The organism is Kribbella hippodromi, from assembly GCF_039531045.1.
GTDB classification, from domain to species: Bacteria; Actinomycetota; Actinomycetes; order Propionibacteriales; family Kribbellaceae; genus Kribbella; species Kribbella hippodromi.
In genome coordinates, this window is the sequence record NZ_BAAAPH010000003.1 from 40,066 (window position 1) to 52,714 (window position 12,649).

At 66.8% G+C, this 12,649-nt stretch carries 16 protein-coding genes; 8 read left to right on the forward strand and 8 right to left on the reverse strand.

Translation table 11 applies throughout. The features are described from left to right. Positions 1-39 precede the first annotated feature (39 nt). Positions 40-1,098, reverse strand: coding sequence for a carboxylate-amine ligase (locus ABD260_RS05030; protein WP_344232135.1), 1,059 nt, complete (start codon positions 1,096-1,098; stop codon positions 40-42). A 42-nt stretch (positions 1,099-1,140) separates the two neighbouring features. Between ABD260_RS05030 and ABD260_RS05035 the strand changes: the two genes are divergently transcribed. Both ABD260_RS05035 and ABD260_RS05040 read left to right on the forward strand, forming a co-directional pair. After that, entirely contained in the window at positions 1,141-1,878 is a 738-nt protein-coding gene (locus ABD260_RS05035; protein WP_344232136.1) for a HipA family kinase, read from the forward strand. Next, positions 1,875-2,255, forward strand: a complete 381-nt coding sequence (locus ABD260_RS05040) for a DUF3037 domain-containing protein (protein WP_319037204.1) — start codon at positions 1,875-1,877, stop codon at positions 2,253-2,255. Before ABD260_RS05035 ends, ABD260_RS05040 begins: the two co-directional genes overlap by 4 nt. Here the strand turns inward: ABD260_RS05040 and pgm are convergent. The 6 genes from pgm to ABD260_RS05070 are packed head-to-tail and all read right to left on the reverse strand — an operon-like array spanning position 2,252 to position 8,248. Continuing rightward, on the reverse strand, positions 2,252-3,874 hold the full coding sequence (gene pgm / locus ABD260_RS05045) for a phosphoglucomutase (alpha-D-glucose-1,6-bisphosphate-dependent) (RefSeq protein ID WP_344232137.1): 1,623 nt from the start codon (positions 3,872-3,874) through the stop codon (positions 2,252-2,254). The genes ABD260_RS05040 and pgm overlap by 4 nt on opposite strands. A 23-nt stretch (positions 3,875-3,897) precedes the next feature. Beyond that, positions 3,898-5,373: a fused MFS/spermidine synthase gene (locus ABD260_RS05050; RefSeq protein ID WP_344232138.1), complete on the reverse strand. Its 1,476-nt coding sequence runs from the start codon at positions 5,371-5,373 to the stop codon at positions 3,898-3,900. 56 nt (positions 5,374-5,429) lie between these two features. Continuing rightward, positions 5,430-5,786: an MmcQ/YjbR family DNA-binding protein gene (locus ABD260_RS05055; protein WP_344232139.1), complete on the reverse strand. Its 357-nt coding sequence runs from the start codon at positions 5,784-5,786 to the stop codon at positions 5,430-5,432. A 51-nt stretch (positions 5,787-5,837) separates the two neighbouring features. Beyond that, positions 5,838-6,488, reverse strand: coding sequence for a response regulator (locus ABD260_RS05060; RefSeq protein ID WP_486327064.1), 651 nt, complete (start codon positions 6,486-6,488; stop codon positions 5,838-5,840). Beyond that, positions 6,478-7,686: a sensor histidine kinase gene (locus ABD260_RS05065; protein ID WP_344232141.1), complete on the reverse strand. Its 1,209-nt coding sequence runs from the start codon at positions 7,684-7,686 to the stop codon at positions 6,478-6,480. The genes ABD260_RS05060 and ABD260_RS05065 overlap by 11 nt, the downstream gene beginning before the upstream one ends. Before the next feature lie 16 nt (positions 7,687-7,702). Further along, a complete protein-coding gene (locus ABD260_RS05070; RefSeq protein ID WP_344232142.1) occupies positions 7,703-8,248 on the reverse strand; it encodes a hypothetical protein in 546 nt (181 codons plus the stop codon). Between the two features lie 250 nt (positions 8,249-8,498). Here ABD260_RS05070 and ABD260_RS05075 point away from each other — a divergent pair, with 250 nt between their 5' ends. After that, positions 8,499-9,029: a hypothetical protein gene (locus ABD260_RS05075; RefSeq protein WP_344232143.1), complete on the forward strand. Its 531-nt coding sequence runs from the start codon at positions 8,499-8,501 to the stop codon at positions 9,027-9,029. Between the two features lie 210 nt (positions 9,030-9,239). Then, positions 9,240-9,725: a hypothetical protein gene (locus ABD260_RS05080; RefSeq protein WP_344232144.1), complete on the forward strand. Its 486-nt coding sequence runs from the start codon at positions 9,240-9,242 to the stop codon at positions 9,723-9,725. Between the two features lie 153 nt (positions 9,726-9,878). On the opposite strand, the gene ABD260_RS05085 is transcribed toward ABD260_RS05080, so the two are convergent. Further along, the gene (locus ABD260_RS05085; RefSeq protein WP_344232497.1) at positions 9,879-10,430 is read right to left on the reverse strand and encodes a YceI family protein; all 552 of its coding nucleotides are present in this window, start codon (positions 10,428-10,430) and stop codon (positions 9,879-9,881) included. A 154-nt stretch (positions 10,431-10,584) separates the two neighbouring features. Here ABD260_RS05085 and ABD260_RS05090 point away from each other — a divergent pair, with 154 nt between their 5' ends. The 4 genes from ABD260_RS05090 (at position 10,585) to ABD260_RS05105 (ending at position 12,466) form a co-directional block, all read left to right on the forward strand. Next, complete coding sequence (locus ABD260_RS05090) at positions 10,585-10,974, forward strand: SRPBCC family protein (protein WP_344232145.1); 390 nt, start codon at positions 10,585-10,587, stop codon at positions 10,972-10,974. Positions 10,975-11,076: 102 nt separating this feature from the next. Continuing rightward, positions 11,077-11,565: an FBP domain-containing protein gene (locus ABD260_RS05095; protein ID WP_344232146.1), complete on the forward strand. Its 489-nt coding sequence runs from the start codon at positions 11,077-11,079 to the stop codon at positions 11,563-11,565. 66 nt (positions 11,566-11,631) lie between these two features. Next, positions 11,632-11,889, forward strand: coding sequence for a hypothetical protein (locus ABD260_RS05100; protein ID WP_344232147.1), 258 nt, complete (start codon positions 11,632-11,634; stop codon positions 11,887-11,889). A 49-nt stretch (positions 11,890-11,938) separates the two neighbouring features. Next, entirely contained in the window at positions 11,939-12,466 is a 528-nt protein-coding gene (locus ABD260_RS05105) for an orotate phosphoribosyltransferase (protein ID WP_344232148.1), read from the forward strand. The last annotated feature ends 183 nt before the right edge of the window (positions 12,467-12,649 follow it).

The following is a 12,649-nucleotide window of genomic DNA, read 5'->3' on the forward strand; positions in this document are numbered from 1 at the left end:
TCCAGAGCCGATCCAGGGCTCCAGAGTCGACCCAGGGCTCTAGGGCTTGACTTCCGTGAGGGCGATGACGTCGTCGCCCTCACGGAACGCCCTCCGCTGTTTCATCGCGCCGTTGCCGCCCTGGAGCGCCCGCGCGATCCCGTCCCGGACCAGCTCCGTTTCACCGAGCTCCTCCAGCGCCGGCTCGATCTCCCGGCGCATCCTCTCGACCAGTTGGCTCATCGGCATGCTCTCGGCACCTAGTACGTCCACTCCGTCACCGGGCAGCCCGTCCCGTGCGGCCAGCCAGTACGCGGCGTGTAGCACTTCGCTGTCCACATCCGCGCCAACACCGCCCGCTTCGAGCGCTGTCATCACCAGTGCGCGTACCAGAGTCGCTAGTAGTACCGACTCGTCAACAGTGAGCGGTATGTCGCTGACGCGTACCTCCACAGTCGGCAAGTGTGATGAGGGCCGTACGTCCCAATAGATCATTTGCTCATCCATCAGCGTTCCAGCTGCCAGGTGTAGAGCTACTAGCTGGTCGTAGTGCTCTGCTGACTTCAGGTACGGCGGGGCGCCCGCGCACGGCCAGCGCGACGCCATCAGCCACCGCCAGCTGGCAAAGCCGGTGTCCTGGCCCAGATAGACCGGCGAGTTCGCAGTCAGCGCGAGTAGCACCGGTAACCACGGCCGCAGGTAGTTGGAGACGCAGACGGCCGCCTCCCGGTCCGGTACGTCTACATGTACGTGGCAACCGCATACACCCTGCTCGCGCGCCAGCTGGCCGTACCGAGCTGCCAGCTGTTGGTAGCGGCGCTTCTTGGTCACCAGCTGCGCAGGACGTCCGTGTGGAGGTACCGCGATCGCCAGCAGCCGCCCACCTTCGTCGGCGGCCGCACTGGCCAGCGCAGAGCGCATGCTGGTCAACGCCGTGTGCAGCTCGTCGGCTGTCGAGCAGACCGGACTGTTGATCTCCACTTGCGCCCTGGTCAGCTCGAGCGTCACATCCAGGTCGTCACCCAGCTCGTCCACCACCGCCTTGCTACGCGGTAGCGGATCGCCGGTACTGGACACAAGGAGTAGCTCTTCCTCTACTCCGATCAATGGGAACCTCACCCTGCACTAGTACCCGGACGCTAACCGGTTAGGCTCTGCGGCGTGAGTCTGCCGGTGGTTACCGCTACCCGTTACGTGTTGCCGTTGCGGGAGGGTGGGTCGTTGCCTGGTGTTGTCGAGGGCAACGACCTGGGTACGTACGTGATCAAGTTCCACGGTGCCGGTCAGGGGCCGAAGGCGCTGGTCGCGGAGGTGATCGTCGGGGAGCTGTTCCGGCGGCTCGGGATGCGGGTGCCGGAGCTGACGCTCATCGAGCTGGACCCGGCGATCGGCAAGTCCGAGCCGGACTTCGAGATCCAGGAGCTGCTGATCCGCAGCGCCGGCCTGAACCTCGCGGTCGACTTCCTGCCGGGCTCGTTCGGGTACGACGGCTCCGCCGGCAACCCAGGTGACGACGGGATGGCGCGGGTGCTTTGGCTGGATGCGTTCGTCGCCAACGTGGACAGGTCCTGGCGCAACACCAATCTGCTGGTGTGGCACAAGAACTTGTGGCTGATCGACCACGGTGCCGCGCTGTACTTCCACCACTCGTGGATGCCCGCCGAGAAGTTCGCCGGCCTGCCGTACGACGCGTCGGACCATGTGTTCTCGGTAGCGGCCCCGGGCGTACCGAAAGTGGATGCTGAGCTGGCTGCTGCGATCACTCCGGAGCTGCTGACTGAAGTGATCGCGCTCGTACCGGATGAGTGGTTGGGCGAAGGAGATCGGGACAGGTACTTGGGGCACTTGCTGGCGCGGCTGGCGAACCGGGCCGCCTGGCTGCCGGGAGGTGCGCAGTGAGTCTGGTGCCGTTCGATTACGTGATCCTGCGCGCTGCTCCGCGTATCCAGCGCGGTGAGTTCATCAACGTGGGTGCAGTGCTCTACTGCCGGGCGCTGGACTTCCTCGGCGCGGAGTGGGACGTGCAGCCGGAGCGGTTGAAGGCACTGGACCCAGCAGTCGATGTTGACGTCGTCTGCGCATCACTGGACCAGATCCGCGCTATCTGCACAGGTGACCCTGCTGGTGGTCCGGCAGCGGCTACAACCATCAGTGAGCGGTTCCGGTGGCTCGCCGCACCGCGCAGTACCGTCGTACACCCCGGACCGATCCACAGCGGGATCACCAGCGACCCTGCTGCGGACCTGGACCGGTTGCTCGACTCTTTCGTCCGTTAGGCGAGTGCGGCGGACACGACCTCGCGGGCCTGCTCGAAGACCTGCTCCAGGTGCTCCGCGCCCTTGAACGACTCGCCGTAGATCTTGTACAGGTCTTCGGTGCCGGACGGCCGGGCGGCGAACCACGCCGACTCAGTAGTGACCTTCAGGCCACCGATCGCGGCACCGTTGCCCGGTGCGGTGGTCAGCCGGTCCACGATCGGCTCCCCGGCCAGCTCGGTAGCGGTGACCGCATCCGCGGACAGCGCCGACAGCTTGGCCTTCTGTTCGCGAGTGGCAGGCGCATCCACTCGTGAGTACGCAGACGCGCCGAATCGCTCCACCAGCTTGGCGTGCGCCTGCGACGGCGTCTCCCCCGTCACTGCGGTGATCTCGCTCGCCAGCAACGCCAGCAGGATGCCGTCCTTGTCAGTCGTCCACACGGTGCCGTCGAAGCGCAGGAAGCTCGCACCAGCCGACTCCTCACCTCCGAACCCGACAGAACCATCCACCAGACCAGGTACGAACCACTTGAACCCGACCGGCACCTCCCAGAGCCGACGCCCCAGGTCGGCCACCACCCGGTCGATCAGCGACGACGAGACCAGTGTCTTGCCGACAGCCACGTCAGCACCCCACTGACGGTTGCTGAACAAGTAGGAGATCGCTACCGCCAAGTAGTGATTCGGATTCATCAGTCCGGCGTCCGGAGTGACGATGCCGTGCCGGTCCGAGTCGGCATCGTTTCCGGTCGCCACGTCGTACTTGTCCCGCTGCGCGACCAGCGACGCCATCGCGTACGGCGACGAGCAGTCCATCCGGATCTTGCCGTCGTGGTCGAGCGTCATGAACGACCAGGCCGGATCGATCCGTGGGTTCACCACGGTCAGGTCCAGACCGTGCCGCTCGGCGATCGCCGCCCAGTAGTCGACGCTCGCACCGCCCAGCGGGTCCGCACCGATCTTCACACCGGCGTCGCGGATCGCGGCCAGGTTCAGCACCGAGGGCAGGTCGTCGACGTAGTGGCCGACGAAGTCGTAGCCCTCCGCGGTCCGGCGGGCCTGCTCGAACGGGGTCCGGCGCACGTCGCGGTTGCCGGCCGCGATCAGCTCGTTGGCGCGGTTCGCGATCCAGCTGGTCGCATCCGAGTCGGCGGGACCACCATGCGGCGGGTTGTACTTGATGCCGCCGTCCCGCGGCGGGTTGTGCGACGGCGTGATCACGATGCCGTCCGCATCCGCACCGGCGCCGCGGTTCAGCCGCAGGATCGCGTGCGACACCGCCGGAGTCGGGGTGAGCCGGTCAGCGCTGTCCACCAGGGTTTCGACGCCGTTGCCCGCAAGCACCTCCAGCACCGTACGCCAGGCCGGCTCCGACAGGCCGTGGCTGTCCCGGCCGACCAGGAGCGGCCCGGAAGTACCCTGACCGGCGCGGTACTCGCAGATCGCCTGTGTGATGCCCAGGATGTGCGCCTCGTTGAACGCGGCGTCGAGACTCGAACCGCGATGACCGGACGTACCGAACACGACCTTCTGGGCCGGGTTCGTGACATCGGGCGTGAGGTCGTCGTACGCCTTCAGCAGCGCGTCGACGTCGACGAGGTCCTCGGGCTGTGCGGGCTGGCCTGCGCGTGGGTGCATGACCACATGCAACCACAAGTGCGTCAGTCGCTGTACGGCGTCAGCAGCTGGTCAACCGGGGCGTAGTCATCGGTCAGGATCGGTGCGTCGCCGACGAAGCCGGCCAGCTGGTCCTGGAGCGCCATCTTCGGCTCCAGCAGGGCAGAGATCCCAGGCACCTTGATCGGCTGGTCGGACGCCAGGACGACGAAGTTGCCGCCGGTCTGACCGGACAGCTCGTCCTTCCGCGCGATCACCGCAACGTACGGGAAGACGGCCTGTACGGTCTTGATCTCCGCCTTCGCGAAGGCAGCCTGGCCATGGTCGATCACGTTGATCAGGTAGAGACCATCCGGCCGGAGTACGCGCCGTACGTCACTGACCAGCTCGCGGGTCGTCAGGTGCCACGGCACGGACAGGCCGCTGAACGCGTCCATGATGACCAGGTCGCTGCTGTCCGTCGCCTCGGAGCGTACGCCGAGCCGCCCGTCCTGCACTGTGACCGTCAGGTCCGGACCGGTCTTCACACCGAGCTCACGCTTGTCGATGTCGACCACAGCGCGGTCGATCTCGTACACCTGGTTCTTGGTGCCCGGCCGGGTCGCGGTCAGGTACCGCGGCATGGTCAGACCGCCGCCACCGACATGCAGCGCGTCCAGCCGCCGTCCCTTCGGCCAGCTGCCGTTGATCGCCGCGGCAAAGCTCTTGATGTACTCGAACTCCAGATGGGTCGGGTCGTTCAAGTCAACGTACGAGTGGCGTGCCTGGTCGAGGTACAGCGTCCGGCCACCGTCCCGGTTCGGGTCAGCTACTACCCGAGCGCAGTGGTACGCCGTCTCCACTTCGCACGGTCGCGGCGCCACGAGGGTCAGCGTCGCACCGATGACGGCGAGGGCGACCGGTTTGACCGCTGCCTGCACACCGCGCAACAGGAACGTCAGTGCGGCGCCTACTACGACCAGTACAGCGCCCAGGGTGAGGACGATCGTGCTGATCGGCACAGTGGCAACGAACAGGAAGCCGGTGAGCACAGTGCCGACGATGCCGCCGACAGTGGCGTACGCGGACAGTCTGCCGACCACTGTGCCGGTCTTGGCGAGTGATGCCAGCCGTAGCTTCGTCACCATGGGTGTGACCGCAGCGAGCAGTGCGGCGGGTGCGAACAGGGTGATTGCGAGTACGAGGAAGATGAGCTCGTTAGCGCCGCCGCGGAACGCCTCACCGCTCCAGCGGACCACTGGGAGGATGACCATCACCAATGCACCGCTGAACAGCATCAGCGGGCCGAGCGACCGCTCCGGCGGCATGACGTCCGCGAACTTCCCACCGAGCGCCGCACCCGTCGCGATCGCCGCCAGAGCGACACCGATGACCGCGGTGTTCGTCTCCAGCGTCAGACCGATGTACGGCGCCACCAACCGGAGCGACACGAGCTCCAGCACCATGACAGCGGCCGAACTCCCGAATGCCAGCGCGATCGCCAGCCGCTGACCGACCGGTCCACCTTCACCCTTGCCCACTGCGTCACCCTATAAGGGCTTGCCCAACCACTCGTCAGGGCTGGTCCAACCAATTGTCAGGACTGGTCCAGCTGGGCGATCAGGGTCTTGGGGGCGATCTGGCGGTAGGCGCCTTCGACCAGGTCCTCGAAGTGCCCCCAGTCCACGTCGACGTCCAGGTACACGCCGAGCCAGCCGCGGTGACCGACGTACGGCGGCCGGTAGAAGTGCTCCGGGTCCTCGGCCACCAGCGACTCCTGCAGGCCCGGAAGCGCAGCCATCCACACACCGAGACGGTCGTCGTGGTGGTGGTTGGCGTACATCACGAACGTCTTCTTGTCCCGAATGAACCAGGTGGGCTCACCGTGACTCAGCCGTTCGGTCACCTCGGGCAGGGCGAGACACAGTCCGCGTACGCGTTCCAGGACGTCCATCCGCCTACTGTGTCAGTGCTTCGTGTCATTGTCTCGTGGCAATGTCTCGTGTCATTGTCTCGGTCCGGGCACCACTACACCGGCCTCGTACGCGTACACGACTGCCTGTGCGCGGTCACGGAGGTCCAGCTTGGTGAGGATGTTGCTGACATGCGTCTTCACGGTCTGCTCCGCCAGTACGAGCTCCGCCGCGATCTGCTTGTTGGACAGTCCACGGGCGACGAGCCGCAGTACATCGGTCTCCCGCGGCGTCAGCTGCGCCGGAGTGATCGGTACGACCGGCTGCGACCGGGCAAGATCCTCCACCAGCCGGCGGGTGACTGACGGTGCGAGTAGTGCATCTCCGGCCGCAACGACCCGTACCGCAGCGGCCAGTTCGTCTGGGGTGGAGTGCTTCAGGAGGAAGCCGCTCGCACCGGCGCGGAGCGCGGCGTACACGTAGTCGTCCAGATCGAAGGTCGTCAGCATCACGATCCGCGGCGGCTCACCTGGTTGCGTACCGGAGAGGATGCGTTTGGTCGCGGCCAGTCCGTCCAGTACGGGCATCCGTACGTCCATCAAGATCACGTCCGGTTTGACCACGGCCGCCAGCTCGACCGCCTGCGCACCGTCACCGGCCTGTCCGACCACCTTTAGGTCCGGCTGCGCGTCGAGCAGTGCACTGAAGCCGGCGCGGACCATCTCCTGGTCGTCAACCACCATGACCGTGATCGCCACTCGCCACCTCCTCCGTGACCGGTAGGTATACCTGAACCAAGTAGCCGCCCTCTGAGGTCGGTCCGGTGCTGACTGTGCCGTCGACCAGCGCTACTCGCTCGCGCATCCCGGTCAGACCGTGCCCGCTCCCTGGCGCCGGCGCGACGGGCCGCGGTGGCTTGCCGTTCCGCACTCTCACCTCCAGCTGATCACCTATCCGCTCGACCGACACGTCGATGGTTGAGTGCAGTGCATGGCGTACGGCGTTGCTGAGTCCTTCCTGAACCACCCGGTACGCGGTCAGCTCGATGGACTGGTTGACGCCACTCGGTACGTCACCTACTAGCCGTACGTCTGCTCCGGCGCGTCGAGTGCCCTCCACTAGCTCGACCAGCTGGTCCAGCCCCGGTTGTGGTCCCAGCGTCGGTTGCTGGACTGGCTCGCGTAGCAGTCGCAGTACGCGCCGCATCTCCGTGAGCGAGGCCCTGGCCTCATCGGCGATGCCACTGAACTCCGCACTGACTTCATCGGGTACAGCCGGCAGCCGGTGTGGTGCGCTGTCTGCACGGACCACTACGACAGACAGGTGGTGTGCGACGACGTCGTGCAGTTCACGCGCGATGCGGGCTCGCTCTTGTAGCCGCTCCCGCTCCGCACGCTCGGCCTGGCTGATCGTCTCCTGTTCGGCCAGCCGCTTGTTCGTCTCGGCCCGGGAGTGGATCAGCGCACCCAGCACCACCGCAACGGCGGACAGCACCGCCATGGTCAGTAGACTGCGCCAGTCGCCCTTGTCAGGTGCTGCTGCGGTCGCGACTACGCCCAGCGCCTGCGTGGCGATCCACCAGCCGATGAGCTCACGGCGTCCCACTCCGCGGGCAGCCGCGATTGCGACGACGATGGAGTGGCCGAACGCTGCCGTCGTACCCCAGGGCCAGGGTTCGCTCGTACTGACTGGTGTTGTGACTGCTGCGGTGACTGCAGTGGTGATCAGGGAGACGACAACGGCGGTCCGCGGCTGCAGCCAGGCCAGTGACAGCGCCAGCGCCCGTGCGATCGCGAGCGCCAGTACGGCTCCTAGCTGTACTTCGTAGTGCTGAGCTAGATCCAGCACAGTCAGTACCAGTAGTGCCGCGACACCTAGTCCGGCGATCCACGCCCAGCGGCCGTGCGGCCAGGTGTGTGGTGCTGGCTGTTCAGTGGTCACAAGTGGACCCTAGTCGTCACAGCTGTTGTAGCCAGGCCCAGAAGAACAGTGCGCTGCCGGCGGCCAGCAGAATCGTTGCCGGGAGCACCCACCAGCGCGCCGGCTGTCCGTACAGGGGGCGGACCAGCATCCGCTGCAGTGCGGTGAGTCCGCGGAGCAAGAGCAGGAAGAGCAGGACGGCCGGTACGGCAACCGCGCCATGTACTGCCCAGGCTCCAGCGCGCGATGGTCCGCCCCAAGTGCCTGGTTCGACCGCTCCGTGCTCCACGAAGCCCCAGAACGGTCCGCGTACCACTGCCAGGCCGCTGAGGAACAGCAGGAACCAGCTGGTGAGGCCGAGTAGGGCGCTGATGACGCCGTACCCGTACACCTTGGCTGGGCTGGCCAGTGTGCCCGCGCCGGCGGGTCTGGTGCGTGCCAGGTGTTGCCAGCGGCGGCCGGCGTCGGCTGGGTTGCCGAGCATGGTCTGCAGGCTCACCGGGGTCAGCAACGCGGCGTACGCCAGGGATCGACGCCAGCCCTCTTTGGCTTCCGCCTGGTGGCGGGTGAGCGTGTCCGTCATCGTGGTCTCCTCCGAGTCTCAAGTCCTGAGATCGAGACTAGGAATCGGCGGCCGGCGTCGCCTCCAGCCAGGGAGCGAACCTCGATCCAGTACCCCGGTAGGGGGTGGCTGTGATTCAGGTCACAGTGACCACGATGCGTTGGCTGACGTTACACGGTCAGTGCCGGACGGTGTGCACGGCTCGCGGAAACATCCTGTGGGTGCCGTCGGCGCAAGCGGCACGGCCGCGTCAACAGGAGGCTCAGACACCATGCGCATGCGGAACCTGGCGCTGACCGCCACGCTCCTCCCGATCACGCTGCTGACCGGCTGCGGCACCGACGGCGTCGCCGCCGCGGCACCCGCCGCCCACCGGGCCGCCAAGCCCACCACACTCGCCGAAGAAGCCGGCTCCGACGACCCGGTGGTGAACGCGTACTACACGTACCGGGTCGCGCTGGACGTGATGATGCGCAGCGGCGGCAGCCGTACGAAGCAGCTGGAGCCGGTGATGACGCCGAAGATGTACCAGGCGATCAGCGTGCAGGCCAGGTACTTCCGTACCAAGAAACTGCACAACACCGGCACCACCAAGGTGCTCTGGGCGAAGCGCACGCTCGCGTCGAACGGCGTCCTCGTCAGCGCCTGCTACGACACCACCGCCGCCCGCACCGTGAACAGCCGCGGCCACGCCGTCCTCCCCAACACCACCCCGACCCGCTGGCTGGACCAGATGCGCGTCCTCCCCCAGCAATCCCACTGGATCGTCGACGGCGGCACCACCACCCCAGCCGACTGCTGACCCGCAGCCGCCCGCCCCTCGCACACACGCCGCCCGCCTACCCACCCCAACACCCACAACCGCGCATTCCCCGGCGCCGAGTTGTCGAGCTGGGTGCTGTCTGTTTTCAGGTTTGTGGCGGTGGGATCACGATTGCGGGGTTGGCGGGTTTCAGCTCCTCGGCGCGGGGACACTCTCGATGAGTGCCGGCTAGGTCGAGGGGTCCGACGAATGATCGACACGGATATCCGCCGCTGGTTGCCGACCTGGATCGGTGGCCGGCGGACGCCGCAACCGTTCCGCGCGACCAGCTCGCGCGTCAGCAGACTGGCCGCGCAGTACGACGCCGAGGTCGACGCCGCACTGCAACGACTGTGGCCCAAAGCGCGGATCTACCACGATCGCGAATTCACCCGCGACCGCGCCGACTTCCTGCTCGTCGTCCGCGGCCGCGGCGTGATGATCGAGACGAAGGTGAAGAGCGATCCCGGCCTGTTCCGCGGCTCGACTCTCCCGCCGCTCCTGGACCGGCTGCAACGAGACGGCCGCCGCCTGCTCGTACTCGTCAACCAAGGCGACCCGTCGCCGGCCCGCGACCTGATCACCACCAAGCTGGGCGACCGCGGCCGCATCGTGGTCTGGTCCGGCCCCCACCACGACGAAGAACTCCACCAAGCAGTAGAAGCCCTCCTCCACCAAACCACCCGCCACGCCTGACCACGCACCACCACCCCACGCCCAACACCATCATTCGGCAGCTCGACAGTACGTATGCGGCCACTGCCAGCTCCCGGAGCGCGACTCCAGGCGGGGTGGGTGTGCCGGTGGGCGTATACGTACTGTCGAGCTGCAGGTCTTGCAGCTAAGCGTTCAGACGGACTTGATCGCGGAGACCTCGAGCTCCAGCGTGACCTTCTCGCTGACGAGAACGCCGCCGCCCTCCAGCGCCGCGTTCCAGCTGACGCCGAAGTCCTTGCGATTGATCACCACCGAGCCCTCCAGCCCCAGCCGCTGGTTACCGAACGGGTCAGTCGCCGTGCCCGTGTACTCGAACCCGACCTCGACCGCCTTCGTCACCCCACGAATCGTCAGGTCCCCACTCACCACGAACTCCGCGTCACCGGTCTGCTTGACCGCGGTCGACACGAAAGTGATCTCCGGGTGCTCGTCCATCGACAGGAAGTCGTTGCTGCGCAGGTGGTCGTCGCGCTGGCTGTTGCGGGTGTTGATGCTCTTCGCCTGGATCGTCACCCGGCCGGACGAGTTCGCCGGGTTCTCCCCGTCGACGTGGAACGACCCCTCGAACTCGTCGAACGCGCCCCGCACCTTCGTCACCATCGCGTGCCGCGCGACGAACCCGACCCGGGTGTGCGCCGGGTCGAGCGTGTAGTCGCCGGACAGTGCGGCGTACTCGTTGGCCATCGCGGATTCCTCCAGCTGATTAGTTGAACTTTTCACAGTACAGATTTCACCTTCCTGCCCCGGATGTCCACCCCACCACCGGCGTTTTCCAACGATGAACCTCTGCAGCCCGGAGAATGGTCTAGACCTTGCGGTTCTCAGGAGGGTGGGGGTTGTGCAGCGAAAGGTGTTCTGCGCGTCGGCGCCGAGTGACGTGTACCGGGCGGTGAGTACGGCGAACGGGCGCGAGCGGTTCTGGGCCGACGCGGCGCCCGAGGCCGACGGGGTGATCGCCTTCCGGCTCGCGGACGGGCGGACCGACAACAGCCGGATCGACGACGCCGTCCAGGACCGGCGGTACCGGCTCCGGTACTTCGGCCGCACGCTCACCTTCACCCTCACCCCTGCCGAAGGCGGCGGCACCGACCTCACCCTGGAGTCCGACGACCCGGCCGACTGCGTCGAGGTGGTCGCGCTGCTGCTCCGGCTGAAGGCGCTGGTCGACTTCGGCGTCGATCTGCGCAACCATGACGGCACCCGCACACACCCGTACGCCGACAGCTGACCGTTGCCCACAGCTGACTGTTGCCGACAGCAACCGAGTTAATCGGTTGCGCGGACGGTACGGCAGCAGGTGTGATGGTCGTCGAAGAATCGGAGGACCGTCGTGGAACCGCTCAGCGCTGACGAGATCAGGCGCTCGATCGTCAACTCGTCCAAGAGCCAGGTCAAGGCGCTGACGCTGCCGCTGGGGTACGCGGAACTGCCCTGGGAGTCGCTGGACTTCCTCGGCTGGCGCGACCCGAAGGCGCCGAACCGCGGTTACCTGGTGGTGCGCCGCGAGGACAGCGTGACCGGGATCGCGGTCAGCACCCAGTCCACCGGCGCGGCCCGCCGGTTCGCCGGGCTGTGCGACCTGTGCAACACCGCGCATCACGTCAGCGACATCGCGCTGTTCGTCGCGCGCCGCGCGGGCAAGGCCGGCCGGGAGGGCAACACGGTCGGTACGTACATCTGCGCCGATCTTGCCTGCTCGCTGTACATCCGCGGCCTGAAGGACCTCGACGTACCGCAGGGCGACACCGCGACCCCCGAGGTGCGCGCCGAACGGCTCGCGACCCGCCTGGAAACCTTCGTGCAGCGCGTACTCAACTGACCCATGGGTACCCAATAGGCTGATGCCATCCACCGGCCCGCGGAGGACAAGGGAGAGCGAGTCGCGATGACCGAGTTCCAGATCACGCATGAGATCCACCAGGCCCACCCGGACATCCGCGAGAAGCTGACCGCGACCACGATCGAGGCGATCAACCAGTCCAGCGCCCGCTCCGCCGAAGACGCGGCCCGCATCCTCCGGCACAAACTCGGCGAGATCGGCGTCCAGATGAGCGAGCCGGCCTGCCTGGCCGCGATCGAACGAATCCGCTCCGGCAAACAACTCCGCTTCGAGGTGGAACCCGCCCCGGACGAAGACAACTAACCCGGCGTACCCAGCCGCCCGGTCGGCGGGTGTGGATAGGGTGCTGGGTGTGGAGCTTGCGGAGTTGGGGCGGCGGATTTACGCGACGGCATATCTGACTGGGGAGTTCGTACTTCGCTCCGGGCAGACGACCTCGCACTACTTCGACAAGTACCGCTTTGAGGCCGACCCAGTACTCCTGGACGAAGTCGCCGCCGCGATGGTCCCGTTGGTACCGGCCGGCACCGAGGTGCTGGCCGGACTGGAGATGGGCGGCATCCCGGTGGTGACCGCGCTCAGCCGCCACACCGGTCTCCCCTGCGCGTTCGTGCGCAAGCAGGCCAAGCCGTACGGCACCGCCCGCCTGGCCGAAGGCGCCGAAACCTCAGGCCGCCGAGTCACGATCGTCGAAGACGTCATCACCACCGGCGGCCAAGTCGTCCTGTCCACCACGGACCTCCGCGCCCTGGGTGCCACCATCACCGACGCCCTCTGCGTCATCAACCGCAACCCCACCACCCCAGCCCCACTAATTGAAGCCGGCCTCACTCTTCACTCCCTGCTCACTCCTGCCGACCTCCAACCCCCGGCGGTCTGACCCGGTCCCGCCGGGATGACACCTGAGTCGAGCGTTTGGTTGCAGTGAGTACCAACACACGGTGACCGCTCAACCCGGAACGGGTGAGGCGGCGTCTCAACAGGCGCCAAACGGTTACACGGGCCGGCGCGAGGCTGACACACAAGCCGGCCGTTCACCAGCGGTCGTTGGTGGCATTCGGTA